We start from the raw sequence: 20,745 nt of genomic DNA on the forward strand, positions 1-20,745 counted from the left end.
GCGCCCGCAGGCGCCGTTTTCAACTCGTTCAGCTCTGATTAAAGAACGTGAACAGAAGCGGTGTTGGTGGTGCCGCTCGGTACCAGAGCACCGGAGACCATCACAACCACGTCACCTTTCAGACCCATGCCGATTTCCAGCGCGGCTTCTTTACCGATGCGATAGAAATCGTCGGTAGAGGCGATGCTGTCAACCACGTGAGCAACCACACCCTTGGTCAGAACCAGCTGGGCAGCAGTTTTCTTGTTGGTGGTGATAGCCAGGATCCAGGCTTTCGGGAAGTACTTGCGAATGGCCTTGGCAGACTTGCCGCCTTCGGTAGCGACCACGATCAGCGGGGCGTCCAGCTTCTCGGAGGTCTCTACGGCGCCTTTACATACGGCCTCGGTGATGCGCAGCTTGTTGCTGTCGTTGGCAGCAGACAGGTTGGACGGCATCACGGCATCGGTACGCTCGCAAATGGTTGCCATGATGGTCACGGCTTCCAGCGGGTACTTACCCTTGGCGGATTCACCGGACAGCATGACTGCGTCGGTACCGTCCAGGATGGCGTTGGCCACGTCACCAGCTTCGGCGCGGGTCGGACGCGGGTTCTTGATCATGGAGTCCAGCATCTGGGTGGCAGTGATAACCACTTTGCGGGCTTTGTTGCACTTGGCGATGATCATCTTCTGGGCGAAGATAACTTCTTCAACCGGGATCTCTACACCCATGTCGCCACGAGCAACCATGATGCCGTCGGAAACAGCCAGGATCTCGTCGAAGTTGTCCAGACCTTCCTGGTTTTCGATCTTGGAGATGATCTGGATGTTCTCGCCACCGTGGGCTTTCAGGTGCTCACGGATTTCCAGAACGTCTTCTTTCTTGCGGATGAAAGAAGCAGCAACGAAATCAACGCCTTGCTCGCAACCAAAGATCAGGTCGCGCTTGTCTTTCTCGGCCAGGGCCGGCAGCTTGATGGAGACGCCCGGCAGGTTAACGCCCTTGTTCTCGCCCAGGTCACCGTTGTTCAGCACTTTACAGATAACTTCGCGCTCGGTGATTTCGATAACGTCCAGACCGATCAGGCCGTCATCAACCAGGATGCGGTTGCCGACGCGCAGATCGTTGGCGAAACCTGCATAGGTCACGGCCACTTTGTCTTTGTTGCCAACCACGGTCTGGTCGGTGGTGAAGGTGAAAGTCTGGCCAGCGACCAGTGCGACGTCGTTGCCGCCTTCCAGCTTCATGGTGCGGATTTCCGGACCCTTGGTGTCCAGCAGGATAGCTGCGTGCTTGCCGGTCTCGGCCATTACAGCGCGCAGGTTGCTGATGCGGCTGCCGTGCTCGGCGTAGTCACCGTGGGAGAAGTTCAGGCGCATGACGTTCATGCCGGCGTCCAGCATTTTAGCCAGCATTTCTTTGGATTCGGTCTTCGGACCGATGGTGCAGACAATTTTGGTCTTTTTCATGTCAATCTTCATGGTTAAGGAATTTCCGCCGAGCAATATACACCAGTTTTTGGAATCTTTTTATGATCCAGAAACAACGTTTTGACCAGATAACGTTTTCTTTTCAGGGATAACGTTTTCCTGTGAGTCACATTTTAGAGCATACGGCCACAGGTTCGGGCTGAAGGGATACAAATGTTGCCATCTGTGGTTGTTTGGCCGGGTTGAGGTTCAGATGTTGTAAAATGACCACCCGTCCGCTGTCACCGTCTTGTCACCGGCTTGCGCAAAAATGTTAGTTCATTGGCGCACGGGTGAAGGAGGTCGGGATGAAAAACAGCCATGAAACCGGATGGGCTCTGCTCTTGCTGGGCGCCGCCCTGCTGCTGGTTCAGACGCTGCCAGCCCGCTACTGGCCTGATAATGCGCGACTGCTGGCGATTTTCTCCCTCCCAGTGAAAGGGGAGGCGGCCGCCGAGGGATTGGCGTGGCGAGAGTGGCAGGATCACAGTGCAGAGACCCGGATGGCGCTTCGTGTAGCCCGACCGCTGCCGGATGCTCCTCAGCCTTGATATCTATTGCCGATTACCTGTCGTGAAGGCGTGAAATTATCAACCATTGGTTGATAGTTCTTATCTATCTTGCTGGATTGTTCACCTTTAATGGCTGGGGGATAATCGATTCCAACAGCGATATCCCCTCCGGTATCGCCCCTGATACTTTGTTGGAGTCTGCTTTATGTCCCTCGCCCCCGTCTGGTTTATCTCGCACGGCGCACCGGATCTGGTGCTGCGTGAGCAACCCGCCACCCGCTTTTTGCGAACCCTGCGTCTGGGTGAGCTCAAGGGGCTGGTGGTCATCTCCGCCCACTGGTTCAGCCGCGAGCTACAGATCAACGTCGAGCCCAAACCGGCCTTGATGTACGACTTTTACGGTTTTCCCGAGCCCCTCTACCGGATGCGCTGGCCTGCCAGCAGCCCCGAGTGGCTGCAACAAGGGGTGAGCGACCAGCTGGCACTGGCCGGACTGACCGCCACCCAGGTGCGGCGCGAGCTGGATCACGGGGTCTGGTCGCCGCTCTCCCTGATCGACCCAAACAGCGAGATCCCGCTGGTGCAGATCTCCATTCCCGCGAGCTTCACCCCGGCCCAGTTGTGGCAACTGGGAGAGGTATTGGGGGCGCTGCGCAGTCAGGGGATTGGCATCCTCGCCTCCGGCGCCATCACCCACAACCTGCGGGCGCTGGCACCGGAAGGCTCGCCAGTGCCGGAGTGGGCCAGCCAGTTTGTCGACTGGCTGGAGCAGAAGATGGCCGACGAGGATCGGCTGGCGCTGCTCGACTATCGCCAGCAGGCCCCCGGAGCGGTGGAGTCTCATCCCCACGATGATCATCTGCGCCCGCTCTTTGTTGCGTTGGGGTCGGCCGATGGTGTGGCGCCCACCCGGCTGCACGAAAGCTGGGATGGCGGCAGCCTCTATATGGGCGCCTACCGCTTCGGCTGATAGCCTCTCAACAAGACCCCGCCAATTGGCGGGGTCTTGTTATGTACGGTGTAGTGATTTAGCCGATGGTACTGGTGATTGAGCCGAAGGCTCTCAGGGAATCACTACCCGGCTCTCGCCGCCGCCGAGGGCTTCGACCCTGATCTGCACGCCAATACGCTCTACCAGGGTCTGGACGTGGGAGATGACCCCGATCTGGCGACCGGCGGCTTGGAGGGAGTCGAGGCTGGCGAGCGCCAGATCCAGACTGTCCGGATCCAGGGTGCCAAACCCTTCGTCAATAAAAAGCGACTCGACCTGGGTCTGCCGTGACGAGAGGCTGGAGAGGGCCAGCGCCAGCGCCAGCGACACCAGAAAACTCTCGCCACCGGAGAGGGAGTCCACCGAACGCACCTCGTCCCCCATGTCGAGATCCACCACTTGCAGCGCCAGATCGGTGCCGGGTACCCGCTCCAGCCGGTAGCGCGGCGACAGCTCGGCGAGCTGGGCGTTGGCCTCCAGCAGCAGACGCTCGAGGGTGAGGCTCTGGGCGAAGGTGCGGAACTTGGCGCCGTTGGCCTGCCCGATCAGATCGCACAGCTGCTGCCAGTGGTCGGCCACTGCCTGCTGGGCGGCCAGCTCCTGTTGCAGGCTGCCCGCCTTGAGGGCGGCGGCTTCGGCCTGTGCCAGCTTGCTCTTGCACTCGAACAGCTGCTCTTCAAGGGCGCGACAGCGGGCATCGAGTGCCGCCAGTTGATCGCTCAACTCTGCATCCGGCAGGGCAGCCAGCTCGGGGTGATGTTCCCGATAGCGATCCCGCTTGTTCTCCTCCAGCGCCAGCGCCCGTTGCCGCTCGGCAAGGCGGGTGCGCGCCTCACCAAGGGCATCTTCCAATCCTTGCAGGGCCGTGCGGCGAGCCTTGAGCTCATCGGGGCTGATGGCGAGCAGACGGCGCAGGTCGTACTCGGCGATGCCGAGGGTACTGGCGTGGGCAGCCCAGCGCCCCAGCACCTCCCGCTTGCGGCGGCTGCTGGTCTGCTTTTCCTGCTCCACATGAGTGAGGCGGGTCTTGAGTTCGGTCTGCCGCTCCCGCAGAGCGCGGGCGCCGCTTTGCATCAGCTCCAGTTCGCTGGCGAGTTGTTGCAGCCGCTGTTGCCAGCGGCTCTCGACCAGCGGGATCTCCTCGCCACCGAGACAACCGCTGCGGCTGGTGAGCAGCCCCTGCCGTTGCTGTTCGTGCTCCTTGTAGTCCCGCTCGAGTTTGTGCAGCAGCTCGCGCTGGGTCTGCAGGCGTGCCTCCTGCGCGCTCAGGGCGGGGGTGAGGCTGGCGATCTCGCTGGCCAGCCGCTCCCACTCGCTCTGGCCGTGCAGCCAGGCTTCGCAGGCTCGCTGCCACTCGTGCCACTGCTGGCTGCCGAGCCACTGGCGCCACGGTTGGCCGCCCATCTGCTCGTCGAGGCGGTGGGCGCCTTGCTCAAGGCGCTGGCGCAGGGTCGCCTCCTGCTCGCCCATCCCCTTCACTTCCCCTTCCAGCGCGATGCGCTGGCGATCGGCCTCCTGCCACTGCTGGTCAAACTGCTGGTGCTGGGCAGCCAGTTGGCTCAGTTGCTGACGCACCCCTTGCAGCTGTTGTTGACCAAGCTGGGCCTGACGCAGCTGCTGCTGGCTCTGGGCCAACCCCTGCTCCAGCGCCTGGCCACGGCCAAGCAGTGTGCTCATCAGCTCGTTCCACTCAATGGGGCTCTGGCGCAGCGGCAGCGGATGACCCAGCAGGGTATCGCCCCCCAGCTGTTGCCAGCGCTGGGTCAGCTGCTCGGCGCGGGCTTCCAGCTCCGGCAGATGTTGCTGACGCACCGCCAGCTGGCGGGCCAGCTCCTGACGCTCGCTCTCGCACTGAATGTACTGATGGTTGAGCCGCTCCCACTCCAGCTCCAGACTGCGGGCCCGCTCCGCCAGCTGACCCAGGATCCCCGCCACCTGTGGCTGGCTCTGGCTGTAGGGGTGCTCCCCGGAACCGCACAGCGGGCAAGGTTCGCCATCGCTCAGGATATGGCGATACTGCTCGAAGCTGGCGATGGCGCGGGACTGCTCCAGCGCGTGGCGCGCCTCATCCCGCTGCAGGGCGAGCCGCTCGCGGGCGGGGGCCAGCTCTTCGCTTAGGGTGGCGAGCTTGCCGAGCGCCTGCTCCAGCTGGGCAATCTCCTGCTGCAGGCGGCCATGCTGTTCGCCGTGGTTGCGGCCATAGTCGGCCAGCTCCAGCAACTGGCGCAGCTGACCCAGCTGTTCGGTTTGCTGCTGCCACTGCTCCTGCGCCTTGGCGAGGCGGCTCTCCCAGTGCTGCTCCTGCAGCTCGTTCTGTTGCTGTTGCAGCCGAGCTTGTTCATGTTGCCAGTAGTCGCGCTCCTGCTGGCCTTGCTCCAGCTGGCGCTGCAACTGTTGCAGGGCGCGCAGCTTGTGATCGCGCAGGGTGAGCAGTTGCTGCAGCTTGTCGGCATCCTCTGCCCAATCCTGCATGGCAGTGAGCAGGGGCTGCCACTGGCGGGCAACCGGTGCCAGCTCCTTGTGTTCTTCGAGCCAGAGCCCCCACTGTTGGTGCTGCTGCTTGAGCAGTTCCACCTGTCGTCTCTGCTCGCGCCAGCCCTGCTCCAGCGTGAGTTGCACTTCTCGCTCCTGCGCCCCCTCCTGCTGGATCTTCTGCAACTGCTGCACTTTCTCCCGGATGCGGGTATCGAGCTCCTGCGCCCGCTTGAGTTCGGGTTGCAGGGCACCCCATTCCCGCTCGGCGGCGATCTTCTCCGCCAGCAACTGCTGTTCGGTCAGCGCGCTCTGCTGGGTCTGCTCCTCGAGCTTGGCCAGCTCCGGCCCAAGCTCTGCGATCACCTTCTCCTGCTGCTGCACCTCAAGGGTGAGGCGGGCCAGCTCGTCGTGATCGGCGCGGGCTACTTGGGCCTGTTCGGCACGGGCAAACTCCTCGCGCTCGGGGGCCGCGGCGCCGTGGGCCTGCAGGGCGGCATCGAGCGCCGCTTGTCCCTCGGCACAGCCCTGCAACTGGGCTGCAATGCGGCTGTTGAGGTCGCGCAAGTCCTGCATCAGCTGCTGCTGTTGCTGCTCGTGCTTGAGGGTGGTCGAGAGGCTCACCTGCTGACTTACCCAATGCTCGCGGGTCGCTTCGTCCATCAGCGCCACGTCGCCGAGGCGCTGGGCGATGGTGACCAGCTTCTGCTGCTCTTCGCGCGCCCGTTCATAGGTCTGGATGGAGATGGCGGAGTAGAGTTCGGTGCCGGTCATCCGTTCGAGCAGGGCGGAGCGCTCGTTGGCATCCGATTTGAGAAAGGCGGCAAACTCCCCCTGCGGCAGGATCACCGCGCGGCGGAACTGCTCCCAGGAGAGACCCACCAGCTCGTCGATGCGATCCTGCAGCTCCCGCTTGCTGCCGGAGAAGACCTGCCCTGACTCCACATCGGTCAGGGTTCTCTCCTGCGCCTGAAAGCGCCCCTCCGAGCGGTTGCGTGCCCGGCGCACCGCCCAGCGGGCCAGCCAGATGCGGCCATCGCAGCCACGAAACTGCACCTCGGCAAAACCGCTGGCGTGGCCGCGGCTGAGGATGCCGCGCACGTCGTTGGCCTTGAGCTTTTCCTCATCATCCATGCGGCCCACTTCGGCCACGTTCTTGCGATTGGCGATAAAGCGCGGCATCTCGTCGTAGAGGGCCAGACAAATGGCGTCGAGCAATGTGCTCTTGCCCGCGCCGGTATTGCCGGTGATGGCAAACAGACCGGCGGCGCCGAGCGCCCCCCTGGTAAAGTCGATGGTGAAGGGGCCGGTCAGACTGGCCAGATTCTCACCTGACAGAGACAAGATTTTCATTGGTTTGACTCCTTCACCTGCTCCAGGATCTCTTCAAACGAGGCAACTAGCCCAGCCTCGGGCTCCCCTTCAAACTGGCGCTGATAGCAGAGGCGAAACACCTCGGTGGGGGAGAGCTCATCGAGCCTGCGCCGCTCGCGACCATCGGCCAGCCCTTCCCCCGAGCCCTGATACTGGGTGCTGATGCGGGCCAGACGCACCGGTTTGTCTGCGATGGCCGCCAGAATGCGCTCGCGGATGCGGGCCTCGGGCTTGGGCAGCAGCAGCCGCACTTCGAGGAAGGGTTGTGCCTCTTGTGGACAATCAGGCAGTTCGAGCGATGCGATGGCGTTCAGCGCGTCGTCGAGGGTACTCTGGGGCAGGCGGATCATCTCCACCGCGCGGGGCACCGGGATCCGCTCCAATCCGGTCAGTTTGCCTTCTGCAAAGGTCACCTCCAGCACCTGATGGTTGTAGTTGGCTTCGGCAAGCGAAAGCGGCAGCGGCGAGCCGCTGTAGTGCACCCCCTCGGCCGGGCTCTGGGCCAGATGGAGGTGACCGAGCGCCGTGTAGTTGGCTGCGGCAAAGAGATCGGCAGGCAGGGCGTGCTGGTTGCCGCCAAGCACCCGCCGCTCCGACAGCTCCGAGAGCTGGCCCGCCGCCAGATAGGCGTGGCCCATGGCAATTAGTGGCAGCGCCTCCCCGCAGCGAGCGCGCCCTTCGGCCAGCACCTCGGCGTAGACCTGTCGAACCCCTTCGATCAGCCTGTCTTGTCCTTCTGCCAGCTGTTCCACCCGCAGATCGCTGCTGCGCAGGAACGGCACGGCGGCGCACCAGGCGGCAATGTTGCCCTCCTTGTCTTGCAGCGGTACCAGCAGGCGGTCGGTCTCGAGCTTGCCCTCACTGTCGCGGCTGATGCTGCCCACCAGATGCAGGTCAAAGGCGCGCAGCAGCTCGTGGGGAGCATCGAGCTTGGAAGGGGAGTCGTGGTTGCCGCCGATCAGCACCATGTTGAGGTGGGGCATCTCGGCGCGCAGTCTGGCCAGAAAGCGGTAGAGTTGCTGCCAGGCGCTGGCGGGGGGATTGGCTGTATCAAACAGATCGCCCGCCACCAGCAGGGCGTCAATCTCGCGCGCCTTGAGGGTGTCGCTCAGCCAGTCGAGGAAGGCATCGTGTTCAAAACGGCGGTCATGACCATGGAGTTGATGGCCAAGGTGCCAGTCGGCGGTATGGAGGATTTTCATTGGAAAGCAGCCCGGTTGCAGGGACGGTGCCTGTGGCACCCGATGAAGACAAGATGAGGATGCCCCGTGCTTTTTTCAAGTAAAACAGGGGGCTGGCATCGATTCAGGCAGGTTCGCAGCACATCCGGTATTGGGGGTGGCCGGTGAGGGGATCGGACTCCTCGGCCTCAATGACGAAGCCGTGGCGGCGATAGAAACGCACCGCCTGATCGTTCTCGACAAAGACCCGGGCGTGGAGCGACGCCCCCTGACGCTTGGCCTCCTGCAGCAGGGCGTGGCCGACGCCGCGGCCCTGACGGTCGGGGCGTACGAACAGGGCGGCGAGATAGTTGTCCACCAGCGCCATGAAACCGAGCAGATCGCCACGCTCCTCGAACACCCAGATGGCGGCGCGATCGAGATAGCGGGTACGCAGATCCTCCTGGGCCTGCCACCAGCAGGAGGCATCGACGAAATCGTGGGCCTGCAGGGAGGCCAGCAACCAGATTTCGACGATCTCTTCCATGTCTTCCGGGCGACTGGGCCGCAACATACCTTCATCCTTATTAACAATTTACTTTCGCAGTCTAGGAGAACTTGATGAACAAACTGGTGACATAAATGAGACCCTGTGAGGTCGATCGCCCTTTATTTAGCGAGAATGATTGGCTGATCACAAAGCGCCTCTCTAGTACAATGCCCGCCGGACAATCTAGAGACCGAGGACGCCATGTGGTTTAAAAACCTGCAGATTTATCGCTTTACCCGCCCCTTTGACCTGACCGTGGATCAGCTGGAAACCCAGCTGGAAGCCTGTGCCTTCACCCCTTGCGGCAGTCAGGACATCTCCCGTTTCGGGTGGGTCAAGCCCCTTGGCAAATTCGGCTCAACCCTGACCCACTCTGCCTCCGGCCACATCCTCATCTGCGCCCGCAAAGAGGAGAAGATGCTGCCCGGTACCGTGGTCAAGGAGATGCTGGCCGAGAAGGTAGAGGCGATCGAGTTCGAACAGGGACGCGCCCTCAAGAAGAAAGAGAAGGAGGCGTTGAAAGAGGAGATCCTCCACACCTTGCTGCCCCGTGCCTTCAGTCGTACCAGCCAGACCTTCGCCTGGATCAATCCGGCCGACAATTTGATGGTGGTGGACGCAGGTTCTGCCAAGAAGGCGGATGATCTGCTGGCACTGTTGCGCAAATCCATCGGCTCCCTGCCGGTGGTTCCGGTGGCTCTCAAGAACCCGCCCGAGATCACCATGACCGAGTGGTTGAACGAGGGCAACCTGCCTGCCTCCTTCACGCTGGAAGATGAAGCCGAGCTGCGTAGTGCCATGGAGCACGGCGGCATCATCCGCTGCAAGCAGCAGGATCTGATGACGGATGAAATCAAGAACCATCTGGCTAACGACAAGCTGGTGACCAAGCTGGCCCTCAACTGGGGCGAGACTGTCAGCTTCGTGCTGGGGGATGATCTCTCCATCAAGCGCCTGAAATTCAGCGAAGAGCTGCGCGAGCAGAACGACGACGTCACCAGCGAAGATCCGGCCGCCCGTCTGGATGCGGACTTCGCGCTGGTCACCGCCGAGCTGTCCCAGTTTATCCCGGCGCTGTTTGCCGCCCTGGGTGGCGAAGAGCAGTCCATTTAACCGGACATGCGCCTGTTTGGCCTCTGCCATCCCATCGTCAAAGCCGCCTTCGGGCGGTTTTTTTATATCTGTTACGGATAGCCATTATTGATAGATGAGTAAGATATTGATCTTGTTCAATAACTTGAGCTACTAGCGCCAATCGTGACATAGTCCCTCTTCATGGTCATAAAACAGACAAGGAGAGTGTCATGTTGCGCAAACCTCTGGGGCTGGCTGTCGCCCTTGCCCTGCTGGCCGGTTGTGCCAGTGACAACGGCTTTCACTACACCCCGCCAGCCCAGACCCTGATCGCACCCGAAGCCGCCAGTGGCTGGGCCGACAAACAGGGCTGGCAGGGCCATGACTTCATGGTGGCGGCCGCCAACCCGCTGGCGGTGGATGCGGGCTACCAGATCATCAAGGCCGGTGGCAGTGCCATCGATGCCGCCATTGCGGTGCAGCTGGTGTTGACGCTGGTGGAGCCGCAATCCTCCGGGATTGGCGGCGGGACGCTGCTGCTGGTGTGGGATGGCCGCAAGGTGAGTGCGGTGGATGGCCGCGAGACGGCGCCGGCCGCTGCCACCGACCAGCTGTTTATGCAAGATGGCAAGCCGCTGGCGTTTTATGACGGTGTGGTCGGGGGCCGCTCGGTCGGCGTTCCCGGCACCCTGCGCGCTCTGGCACTGGCCCATCAGCGTTATGGCAAGCTACCCTGGGCTGCGCTGTTCGAGCCCGCCATCACGCTGGCAGAACAAGGATTTGTGATAAGTCCACGGCTAGCCACATTGCTGGCCAAGGATCCCTATCTGGCACGGGATCCGGAGGCGCGTGCCTACTTCTATCAGGCGGATGGCAGCCCCAAAACGGCGGGTACCCGGCTGACCAACCCGGCGCTGGCCAAGGTGCTGCGCACTCTGGCCACGGAGGGGGCGGATGCCTTCTATCAGGGGCCGCTGGCGGATGCCATGGTGGCCAAGGTTCGCCAGCATCCCACCAATCCCGGGGTACTGGCGGCCACCGATCTGGCCAGCTATCAGGCCAAAGTGCGTGATGGCCTCTGCTTTGACTATCGCCAGAGCAAGATCTGCGGCTTTCCCACTCCCTCGTCCGGCACCCTGGCGCTCGGCCAGATCTTCGGCATGCTGGAGAGCCGCGATATGGCGGCCCTCAAGCCGATCACCACGAAGGAGGGGGGACTGGCTGCTTCCAGCGAGGCCATCCACCTCTACAGTGAAGCGGCGCGTCTGGCCTTCGCCGATCGCAACCAGTACGTCGCCGACAGCGATTTTGTCAGCGTGCCGGTGAAGGGGTTGCTGGACAAGGGCTATCTGGCCGAGAGGGGCAAGCTTGTCGGTCAGCACTCCATGGGGATTGCCAAGCCCGGCACGCCGCCACTGGCGCTGGCACGCGGCAAGGATGCGACCCCCGAACTCCCCTCTACCAGCCATGTCTCGATCGTCGACAAGGCGGGGATGGCTATCTCCATGACCAGCTCCATCGAGGATGGTTTCGGATCGCGTCAGATGGTCAACGGCTACCTGCTCAACAACCAGCTCACCGATTTTTCCTTCACCTCGGTGGATGCCGCCGGTCTGCCGGTGGCAAACCGGGTGGAGCCGGGCAAGCGGCCCCGCTCCTCCATGTCACCCCTGCTGGTGTTTGACAAGCCAAGCGGCGAGCTGACCATGACACTGGGCTCGCCGGGGGGCTCCGCCATTATCAACTACGTGGGCAAGACCCTGCTCGGCACTCAGGATTGGGGCCTGAACCTGCAACAGGCCATCAACCTGCCCAATTTTGGCAGCCGCAACGGCCCCACCGAGCTGGAAGCGGGACGCACCCCCATGTCGGTGGTCGAGGGATTGAAGGCGAGGGGACATGAGGTGGTACTGAACGAGCAGACCTCCGGCCTGCAGGGGGTTGAGCGCAACGCTGGTGGCTGGTTTGGCGCAGCGGATCCGCGCCGGGAAGGGATCGCCAAGGGGGAGTGAGGTTCCCATAGCAACAAGGCCAGCATGATGCTGGCCTTGTTGCTGATGGTGCGCTTACTGGATGCCCAACAGCTCCACGTCAAAGATCAGGACGGATCTCAGTGGGATATTGCCACTGGAGCATCCTGCGCGGTTACTGGATACCCAACAGCTCCACGTCGAAGATCAGGACTGATCCCGGCGGGATTTTGCCAGCGGCGCGGTCGCCGTAGGCGAGGTTGGCGGGGATGTAGAAACGGGTCTTCTCACCTTCCACCATCAGCTGTACCCCTTCGGTCCAGCCAGCGATCACCTGATTGAGGCCAAACTCGATGGGCTCGCCACGGGCGACCGAGCTATCAAAGACGGTGCCGTCCAGCAGTTTGCCCTCGTAGTGCACCTTCACCTTGCTGGTGGCGGTGGGATGAACGGTGCCGGTGCCCGGGGTCAGCACTTCGTACTGCAGGCCGGAGGCGGTGGTGGTCACCAGCGGCTTCTCCTTGTTGCTGGCGAGGAACTCGGCGCCAATCCGCACGTTGTCAGCCGCCAGCTTCTTGTTGTTGCTGCTGGAGTAGAAGTAGTAGGCCACACCGGCGATGAGCAGCGCGATCAGTATGAATTTCATCGGTTTTTCCTGTTCCATGAAATGTAAAAAGTGCAATGAGGACGCCATCTTATCGCGCACCGCCCCTGATGGCGAGCCACAGGGCGGGAGGATGTGAGCGGGCAGGCAAAGCCCGGCGAGCTGGATGCAAAAAGGGGCGAGTCGGTGACTCGCCCCTTGTCATGGCAGCGGCGCTTACTTGGCGGCCACCATCATCAGGGCGGGCAGGGCGAAGAAGAGGCCCGTTACATAACCCAGAGCCAGCAGCTTGTTCTCGCTGCCTACTCGGGCCAGCCCCTCGGCGGCGCGCACCGGCAGGTCGCGCAGGAAGGGGATGCCATAGATGATGACCACGGCAAAGAGGTTGAACAGCACGTGAACCAGCGCGATGGTCAGGGCCAGCTGGGCACCGACTCCGCTGATGGCGGTGGCAGCCAGCAGGGCGGTGATGGTGGTACCGATATTGGCTCCCAAGGTGAAGGGGTAGAGCTGACGGGTGCTGAACACGCCGCCGCCGGCCAGCGGTATCATCAGGCTGGTGGTGGTGGAGGAGGACTGCACCATGATGGTCACCAGCGCACCGGAGGTAATGCCAGTCAGCGGGCCACGGCCCAGCGCCTTGTGCAGCACATCTTTGGCGCGGCCAACCAGTACCTGTTGCAGCACTTTGCCCAGATAAGTGACGCAGGCGAGGATCAGCAGGATGCCGATGACGATAGTGGCGATGGCGGCACCCTTGCCCGGCAGGAAGGCAACGGCGTTGTCAATCAGCTGCTGGGCCGGTGCGGTCAGCGGCTTCATGAAGTCCATGCCCTTCATTGACATGTTGGCGGAGCCTACCAGCAGGTTGGCCAGCCACTCGGCGCTATGTTGCAGCAGACCGAACATCAGCTCCAGCGGCAGGAAGATGAACACCGCCAGCAGGTTGAAGAAGTCGTGCACGGTGGCGGCGGCGAAGGCGCGGCGGAACTCGGCGCGATCCCGCACATGGCCCATGGAGACGATGGTGTTGGTGATGGTGGTGCCGAGGTTGGCACCCATCACCATGGGGATGGCCATGCTGATGGGCAGGCCGCCAGCCACCAGACCAACGATCACCGAGGTGACGGTGCTGGAGGATTGCACCAGCGCGGTAGCGAGAATACCCAGCAGCAGGGCGACAAAGGGGTTGTTGGCAAAGGCGAAGATCTGGGCTGCGCCCTCGGCGCCGCCGGAGAAATCTTTGAAGCCGTGGGAAATGGCGCCCACGGCAACCAGGATCAGGTAGACCAGTACGATGACACTCATCCAGTTGAACAGGGCGCGGGTCGCGGGCGGCTGTGACAAGGAGTGATGGTGTTGCATAAAGCCTCTTGAGACGGTCGTTCCGTCTTGGGTTGTTGATGACCCGCGCATTTAATCAGTGGTTAATGACAGAAATATGACAAGGTGACACTTTTATGATGGTTTTATGACTTGCTTTGGTGGTTTGCTCGTCAATAGATGATGGGGATGGCGAGAAATATGGCTGGTGGCGCCATCCACCCTGTCTGTTCCTTGCCGACCAAGCAAGTGCGGGAGAGTGGCAATAGTCGAGCCCCATATTCAGCCCGTCAAATAGCAAGAAGGGGAGCCATGGCTCCCCTTCTGTCTATCCGTTATCCGCAAAGGATCAGGCGTCAGCCGCCTCTTCGTACTGACGGAACGGGATGCGGAACACCGCCAGACGCAGGAACAGATAGGTTGCGCCGAGACCAGCCCAGATCAGGCCCAGCTCCAGCGAGCTCTGCTCCAGGTTGATCCACAGAGCACCGATGGTGGCGGCGCCGAGCAGCGGCATCAACAGGTAGATGACGTGATCCTTGAGGGTCTTGTTGCGCTTCTCGCGCACCCAGAACTGACCGATCACCGACAGGTTGACGAAGCTGAACGCCACCAGTGCGCCGAAGTTGACCAGCGCCAGCGCGGTATCCAGATCAAACGAGACGGCGGAGAGGGCCAGACCACCCACCATCAGCACGTTGATGGCTGGGGTGCGGTATTTCGGGTGGATGTAGCCAAACACCCGCTCCGGGATCATGCGGTCACGACCCATCACATAGAGGATGCGCGACACACCGGCGTGAGCCGCCATGCCGGAGGCCAGTACCGCGACCGTGGTGCAGACCAGCACCACGGACTGGAAGAAGGTGCCGCCAACGTAGAGGGCGATCTCCGGCAGTACCGCATCCGGATGCTGGAAGCGGGCGAGGCTCGGGAAGTAGAGCTGCAGGCAGTAGGAGACCACCACGAAGATGATGCCGCCGATAAGGGCTGTCAGCACGATCGCCTTGGGGATCACCTTGCCGGCGTTCGGGGTCTCTTCGGAGAGGGAGCTCAGACCGTCAAAGCCCAGGAACGAGAAGCAGAGGATGGTCGCACCGGTAAAGAGCGGTACCAGCTGTGCTGACTCGAAGTGGAACGGACGGCTGCTCATCAGGGTACCTGCCCCTTCACCGTGGTAGATGCCCCACGCCATCAGGCCGATAAAGAGGGTGATGATGGCCAGCTGGATCACCACGATCAGACCGTTGAAGTTGGCCACCAGATTGATGCCGCGCAGGTTCAGGAAGGTCATCACGGTCACCAGACCGAAGATGAACACCCAGGGCTCGACGCCCGGGAACATGGCGGTCAGGTAGATCTTGGCCAGCAGAATATTGATCATCGGCATGAACATGTAGTCGAGCAGGGATGACCAGCCGACCATGAAACCGACGTAGGGGTTGAACACCTTCTGGGCATAGGTATAGGCAGAGCCCGCAGAGGGGAACTTGCGTACCAGATGTCCGTAGCTGAAAGCGGTGAGCAGGATGCCACCCAGAGCCAGCAGATAGGCGGTGGCGACCCGGCCATCGGTGATGTCACCGACGATGGCGAAGGTGTCGAAGACAGCCATGGGGGTCAGATAGGCCAGACCCATCACAATCACTTGTGTCAGGGTAAGGGTCTTGAGCAGCTTGGCGTTTTGCGATGCCATTACGCTTTCTCCTCAATCAGTGCCGCAGCACGTGCTTGCAACGAGCGCAGGGATACGATGGATTCGCAAGCCTGTACATCAAGGGCGCCGGGGAGGCGCATACCGGGCTGTACCGGCAGGAAAGCATTAAAACGCCCCATTGTTATCCTCTCAACGTCGGGAGATTGTTTGGCAATCTCGAATATCACTTCCGGAAACGTTCCGGCCTCTTGTGGTGGGTTTGTACTGCACTTCAAAAATACAAAAACCGATGTTGCAGTGAACATCGGTCCTTTATTGGCGGCGTATTGTGCATTCGGCCAGCCCCCTTGACAAGCAAAAAAGGGCGGATTAACGCATTTTTTTGCATACGTACGGGGCAGGTAAGTGGTCACTCGCCCCCTGCAGCCGTCCCCGAGCCGCTCCCCCTTTTTCGGGGGGAAAGAGAACCCTGTCATGGCGTATGAAAAATCGGCAAATCGGGGCTGCAGGGTGCATAGCGCCTCAACATTGATCCTGATCATATTTGGCTGCGTCCCCCCGGGCTCGAGTCCTGCGAGCTTATCGGCTGGCGGGGGATGGGAGGGGTTGAAGTGGAAAAAGATCTATTGCATATCCATTCATATTAATGACTGGGAATAGGTTGCGACGCGGCTCGGGCCATGGCACGGCGAGCAGCCTGGTTGGGTAGTTATTTGAAATCAGTCACACTTCCTGCAGAAACCGCATTTCTGGCAACCCGTGCTGCTGGCCACCAGAGCACCGCAAAAACAACAAGGAGCCCGCAGGCTCCTTGTTCTCTATCGGGGGGAGGGGCGCCAGCGGTTACTGGGCGATCTCCACCTTGTCGGCGGTATGCAGCGGGATGCGGAACACGGTGAGGCGCAGGAACAGGTAGATGGCCCCCAGCGCCGCCCAGATCAGCCCCAGCTCGAAGGAGGAGGGCTCGAGGTTGAGCCACAGTACCCCGATGCAGGCGGCGCCACAGAGCGGCAGCAGCAGATACATCAGGTGATCCTTGAGACACTTGTTGCGGCCCAGCTTCACATAGAAGTGGGCAATCACCGCCAGATTGACGAAGGTGAAGGCCACCAGAGCGCCGAAGTTGATCAGCGCCAGCGCCATCTCCAGATCCAGCGACACCGCAGAGAGGGCCAGCAGGCCTACCAGCAGCACGTTGAACGCCGGGGTTTGCCACTTCGGATGGATGTAACCGAAGAAGCGGGCGGGCAGGGCGCGATCACGACCCATCACGTAGAGCAGGCGCGATACACCGGCGTGGGAGGCGAGCCCCGAGGCCAGCACCGCCACAGTAGTGCAGACCAGCACCACCGCCTGGAACAGCTTGCCGCCGACATAGAGGGCGATCTCCGGCAATACCGCATCCGGATGCTGGAAGCGGGAGATGTCCGGAAAGTAGAGCTGCAGGAAGTAGGAGGTAGTGACGAACAGCACACCGCCGATCAGCGCCGTCAGCACGATGGCGCGGGGGATCACCCGATCCGCGTCCGGGGTCTCTTCCGACAGGGTACTGATGGCGTCAAAACCGAGGAACGACAGACAGAGGATGGAGGCCCCCATCAGCAGCGGTGACACCTGGATCTGCTCGGAGAAGAAGGGACGGCTGCTGGCCACGGTCCCCAGCCCTTCACCATTGTGAACGCCCCAGGCGATCAGGCCGATGAAGATGGCGATGATGCTGAACTGCATCACCACGATCAGGCTGTTGAAGTTGGCCACCAGCTTGATGCCGCGCAGGTTGAGGGCGGTCATCACCGCCGCCAGACCGAAGATATAGGTCCAGGGCTCTACGTTCGGGAAGAGGGCTTCCAGATAGATCTTGGCCAGCAGCATGTTGATCATCGGCATGAACATATAGTCGAGCAGGGAGGTCCAGCCCACCATAAAGCCGACATAGGGGTGAAACACCTTCTGGGCATAGGTATAGGCGGAGCCGGCTGACGGGAACTTGCGCACCAGATGGCCGTAGCTCAGGGCAGTGAACAGCATGCCGATGAGGGCAAACAGGTAGGCGGTCGGCACATGGCCTTCGGTGATCTCGGTAACGATGCCGAAGGTGTCGAACACAGCCATGGGGGTGAGGTACGCCAGTCCCATAACCACGACCTGCCACAGTTTGAGGGTCTTTTTCAGACCAACCTGCTGGGCCGCCATTATGCATGTTCCTCATGCAGTGCCAGAGTGGCACGGTCCATCAACGAAACCGGGAGAGAGGCCCGGGAATCAAGGGCGCCAGGGCGGCGCACACCGGCCATGGCCGGTTGGAAAGCATTGAGATGCCCCATGTTGTTCCTCACTAGACTTGGTGTCGGGAGACTGCTGCCAATCTCGCTATCTTTTCCGGGGGTGATCCGGCCTCGTTTATGGGTTTGTTCACTGTCTAAAAAAGAACCGATGCCATTGTTTTACATCGGTTCTTTCAGTGGCGGCGCATTGTGCATTTGCAGGGCCCCCTTGACAAGAAAAAAAGGGGGCAAAATTGCATTTATTTGCACAGGTGAGTGGTCACTTTCCTGCTGGTCAGGCCAGCACGGCCTCCAGTGATTTTTCAAGGAGTTGCAGCCCCTCGTCAATCACTGCCGCAGGGGCTGTCAGGGGGGCGAGAAAACGGATGACATTTGCACGCACCCCGCATGAGAGCAGGACCAGACCGCGTTTGCCCGCCTCGGCCACCAGACGTTTGGTGAGGTCGGGATCGGGCTGGCTGGCATCATGGCGTTTCACCAGCTCCATGGCCACCATGGCACCGGGGCCGCGAATTTGACCTATGCAGTCAAAACGCTCGGCTATGCGTTCCAGCCCCGCCTTGATCTGCTCCCCCTGATCCAGCGCTTTCTGGTTGAGTTTCTCCTCGTCGATCACCTGCAAGACCGCCAGCGCGGCGGCGCAGGCGATGGGGGAACCGGCATAGGTACCACCCAGGCCCCCCGGCTTGGCCGAGTTCATGATCTCCGCCTTGCCCACCACCGCCGAGAGAGGGAAGCCCCCCGCCAGACTCTTGGCCAACGTCATGATGTCCGGCTCGATGCCGGCATACTCGGTGGCGAAGGTCTTGCCGGTGCGGCAAAAACCGCTCTGGATCTCATCACAAATCAGCAGAATGCCGTGCTGATCGCAGACGCTGCGCAGCTTTTGCATAAAGCTCGGGGAGGCGGGATAGAAGCCACCTTCCCCTTGCACCGGTTCGATGATGATGGCGGCGACGCGATTCGGCTCGATATCGGCACTGAAGCAGAGCTCGAGGGCGTGCAGGGCATCCTCTTCACTCACCCCGAGATAATCGGCGGGGAAGGGGATGTGGTAGACCTCCCCCGGGAAGGGGCCAAAGCCGGTCTTGTAGGGGACCACCTTGCCGGTGAGCGCCATCCCCATCATGGTGCGGCCATGAAAGCCCCCCTTGAAGGCGATGGTGCCGCTGCGGCCGGTGTGGGCGCGGGCAATCTTGATGGCGTTCTCGACCGCCTCGGCGCCGGTGGAGAGAAACAGGGTGCGCTTCGGCGTCGGGCCGGGCACCAGGGCATTGAGCTTCTCGGCAAGCTCGATATAGCCGGGGTAGGGGGTGACCTGAAAGCAGGTGTGGCTGAACTTTTCCAGCTGCTCGCGCACCGCCGCCACCACTTTGGGGTGGTTGTGGCCGGTATTGAGCACGGCGATGCCGGAGGCAAAGTCGATGTAGCGGTTGCCCTCCACATCCCACAGCTCGGCATTTTGTGCCCGGTCTATAAAGACCGGCAGCAGGGTGCCAACGCCGTTGACCACGGCCACTTCGCGGCGCGCTTGCCACGCCTTGTTTGATTCTGACTGACTCATCTTTCCTCCCTGAGGGGCCGCAGCCCCCGATATTCCCTGAAAATGTGGCAGGCGTTTTGGCGCCCATCACCGCCGATCAGCCCATCGGGCCAGATCGGCGGCGCCTTGTCTCTCTGTTGCTGCCCTAGCGAATGGCGCCAAAGCAGAGGTATTTGGTCTCCAGATACTCCTCCAGCCCCTCGGCAGCCCCTTCCCGACCCAGACCCGACTCCTTGATGCCGCCAAAGGGGGCCAATTCGGTCGAGATGATCCCCTCGTTGATGCCGACCATGCCGTACTCCAGCTGCTCGGCGACGCGCCACACCCGGGCGATATCGCGGCCATAGAAGTAGGCGGCCAGGCCATAAGGGGTGTCGTTGGCAATGGCGATGGCCTCGGCTTCTGTCTCGAAGCGTACCAGCGGGGCGACCGGGCCGAAGATCTCCTCCTGCAGGATGGGGTTGGTTTTATCCACCTTGCCCAAAATGGTGGGGCGGTAGAAGAGGGGACCGGCGGGGTGAGCTTCGCCCCCCAGCAGCACTTCGGCACCGGCGGCGACCGATTGCTGCACCAGTTCGGCGACCTTGCTGGCGGCGGCCGGGTTGATGAGCGGGCCGATCTGGGTGCCCTCACTCATGCCATCCCCCACCTTGAAGGCCTTGACGGCGGCAGTCAGCTTCTCGGCGAAGGCGTCATAGACGCTGGCCTGCACCAGAATGCGGTTGGCGCAGACGCAGGTCTGCCCGGCGTTGCGGTATTTGGAGGCGAGTGCCCCGGCCACTGCGGCATCGAGGTCGGCGTCGTCAAAGACGATAAAGGGAGCGTTGCCGCCCAGCTCCAGCGACAGCTTCTTCATGGTGTCGGCACACTGGCGCATCAGCAGTTTGCCGATGCGGGTGGAGCCGGTGAAGGAGAGCTTGCGCACCACCGGATTGCTGCACAGCTCGTTGCCCACCGCGCTCGCCTGATGGCTGGTGACGATATTGATGACCCCGGCGGGGATGCCCGCCTGCTCGGCCAACACCGCCAGCGCCAGCGCGCAGAGCGGCGTTTCTGCGGCGGGCTTGATGACGATAGTGCAACCGGCGGCCAGCGCAGGGCCCGCCTTGCGGGTGATCATGGCAATGGGGAAGTTCCACGGAGTGATGGCGGCGACCACGCCCACCGGCTGCTTGATGGTTGCCAACCGGCGATCGCCGCTAAAGCCCGGGATGGTGCGGCCATAGGCGCGCTTGCCCTCCTCGGCGAACCACTGGATAAAGCTGGCGCCATAGGCCACCTCTCCCTTTGCTTCCGCCAGTGGCTTGCCCTGCTCGCAGGTCATGATGCGGGCCAGTTCGTCGCTGTGGGCTGTGATGGCGGCAAACCAGGCGTAGAGCTTGTTGCTGCGCTCCTTGGCGGTCAGCGCTGCCCAGGCGGGTTGCGCCGCGTGGGCGGCCGCGATGGCGCGGCGGGTATCCTCGGCATCCATGTCGGGCACCTGGGTAATGACGGCACCGCTGGCGGGGTTGGTGACCTCGAAGGTGCGGCCGCTGGCGGCCTCGCACCACTGTCCATCTATATAGGCGCGGGATGTGATCAAGCTGGAGTGGGATGTTGTTCCTGACATGAGAAGCCTCGAGTGTGGGTCAGAGCAGCTGGTTGCCGGAGTGAGCCGACCCTTCCTGCGCCGCTGCCGTATAAAATAATAAGCACAGGAAGACCATAATTTGAGCTGAAATGTTTTTCAAGTGTTAAATATATTTGAATTGCTGGGGGGCGCCATGCTAGAAAATGGGC

At 61.8% G+C, this 20,745-nt stretch carries 15 protein-coding genes; 4 read left to right on the plus strand and 11 right to left on the minus strand.

Features of this window, described 5'->3' with window-relative positions; translation table 11 throughout:
• Positions 1-38: 38 nt before the first annotated feature.
• Positions 39-1,451: a pyruvate kinase PykF gene (gene pykF, locus OKC42_RS06255; RefSeq protein ID WP_031227651.1), complete on the minus strand. Its 1,413-nt coding sequence runs from the start codon at positions 1,449-1,451 to the stop codon at positions 39-41.
• Between the two features lie 308 nt (positions 1,452-1,759).
• Between pykF and OKC42_RS06260 the strand changes: the two genes are divergently transcribed.
• Both OKC42_RS06260 and OKC42_RS06265 read left to right on the plus strand, forming a co-directional pair.
• On the plus strand, positions 1,760-2,002 hold the full coding sequence (locus OKC42_RS06260; protein ID WP_201990818.1) for a hypothetical protein: 243 nt from the start codon (positions 1,760-1,762) through the stop codon (positions 2,000-2,002).
• Between the two features lie 166 nt (positions 2,003-2,168).
• The gene (locus OKC42_RS06265) at positions 2,169-2,933 is read left to right on the plus strand and encodes a DODA-type extradiol aromatic ring-opening family dioxygenase (protein WP_201990819.1); all 765 of its coding nucleotides are present in this window, start codon (positions 2,169-2,171) and stop codon (positions 2,931-2,933) included.
• A gap of 93 nt (positions 2,934-3,026) precedes the next feature.
• Here the strand turns inward: OKC42_RS06265 and OKC42_RS06270 are convergent, their stop codons facing one another.
• The 3 genes from OKC42_RS06270 to OKC42_RS06280 form a co-directional block, all read right to left on the minus strand.
• Positions 3,027-6,779 (minus strand): AAA family ATPase, encoded by a 3,753-nt coding sequence (locus OKC42_RS06270; RefSeq protein WP_270819248.1) that lies wholly within the window; start codon positions 6,777-6,779, stop codon positions 3,027-3,029.
• Positions 6,776-8,002: an exonuclease SbcCD subunit D C-terminal domain-containing protein gene (locus OKC42_RS06275; RefSeq protein WP_270819249.1), complete on the minus strand. Its 1,227-nt coding sequence runs from the start codon at positions 8,000-8,002 to the stop codon at positions 6,776-6,778. The genes OKC42_RS06270 and OKC42_RS06275 overlap by 4 nt, the downstream gene beginning before the upstream one ends.
• Before the next feature lie 103 nt (positions 8,003-8,105).
• Positions 8,106-8,534 (minus strand): GNAT family N-acetyltransferase, encoded by a 429-nt coding sequence (locus OKC42_RS06280; RefSeq protein ID WP_005338252.1) that lies wholly within the window; start codon positions 8,532-8,534, stop codon positions 8,106-8,108.
• Positions 8,535-8,711: 177 nt separating this feature from the next.
• On the opposite strand from OKC42_RS06280, the gene rdgC reads away from it, so the two are divergent.
• Positions 8,712-9,623: a recombination-associated protein RdgC gene (gene rdgC / locus OKC42_RS06285; RefSeq protein ID WP_005347467.1), complete on the plus strand. Its 912-nt coding sequence runs from the start codon at positions 8,712-8,714 to the stop codon at positions 9,621-9,623.
• Positions 9,624-9,814: 191 nt separating this feature from the next.
• A complete protein-coding gene (gene ggt, locus OKC42_RS06290; RefSeq protein ID WP_265784208.1) occupies positions 9,815-11,596 on the plus strand; it encodes a gamma-glutamyltransferase in 1,782 nt (593 codons plus the stop codon).
• A 133-nt stretch (positions 11,597-11,729) separates the two neighbouring features.
• Here ggt and OKC42_RS06295 read toward each other — a convergent pair whose 3' ends face one another.
• The 7 genes from OKC42_RS06295 to OKC42_RS06325 all read right to left on the minus strand — a co-directional run bounded on the left by OKC42_RS06295 (position 11,730) and on the right by OKC42_RS06325 (position 20,575).
• On the minus strand, positions 11,730-12,200 hold the full coding sequence (locus OKC42_RS06295; RefSeq protein WP_005347462.1) for an FKBP-type peptidyl-prolyl cis-trans isomerase: 471 nt from the start codon (positions 12,198-12,200) through the stop codon (positions 11,730-11,732).
• Between the two features lie 174 nt (positions 12,201-12,374).
• A complete protein-coding gene (locus OKC42_RS06300; protein ID WP_265784207.1) occupies positions 12,375-13,523 on the minus strand; it encodes a Na/Pi cotransporter family protein in 1,149 nt (382 codons plus the stop codon).
• 307 nt (positions 13,524-13,830) lie between these two features.
• A complete protein-coding gene (locus tag OKC42_RS06305) occupies positions 13,831-15,177 on the minus strand; it encodes an APC family permease (RefSeq protein ID WP_021230506.1) in 1,347 nt (448 codons plus the stop codon).
• On the minus strand, positions 15,177-15,551 hold the full coding sequence (locus OKC42_RS06310; RefSeq protein WP_139478726.1) for a hypothetical protein: 375 nt from the start codon (positions 15,549-15,551) through the stop codon (positions 15,177-15,179). The genes OKC42_RS06305 and OKC42_RS06310 overlap by 1 nt, the downstream gene beginning before the upstream one ends.
• 430 nt (positions 15,552-15,981) lie before the next feature.
• Positions 15,982-17,331 (minus strand): APC family permease, encoded by a 1,350-nt coding sequence (locus OKC42_RS06315; protein WP_005359067.1) that lies wholly within the window; start codon positions 17,329-17,331, stop codon positions 15,982-15,984.
• A gap of 366 nt (positions 17,332-17,697) precedes the next feature.
• Positions 17,698-18,987 carry a 4-aminobutyrate--2-oxoglutarate transaminase gene (gabT, locus tag OKC42_RS06320; protein WP_270819250.1) on the minus strand — a complete coding sequence of 430 codons (1,290 nt, stop codon included), beginning with the start codon at positions 18,985-18,987 and terminating at the stop codon, positions 17,698-17,700.
• Positions 18,988-19,111: 124 nt separating this feature from the next.
• The gene (locus OKC42_RS06325; protein WP_270819251.1) at positions 19,112-20,575 is read right to left on the minus strand and encodes an NAD-dependent succinate-semialdehyde dehydrogenase; all 1,464 of its coding nucleotides are present in this window, start codon (positions 20,573-20,575) and stop codon (positions 19,112-19,114) included.
• Positions 20,576-20,745 lie beyond the last annotated feature (170 nt).

This window comes from Aeromonas sp. Y311-2, from assembly GCF_027706025.1.
Taxonomy (GTDB): domain Bacteria; phylum Pseudomonadota; class Gammaproteobacteria; order Enterobacterales; family Aeromonadaceae; genus Aeromonas; species Aeromonas veronii.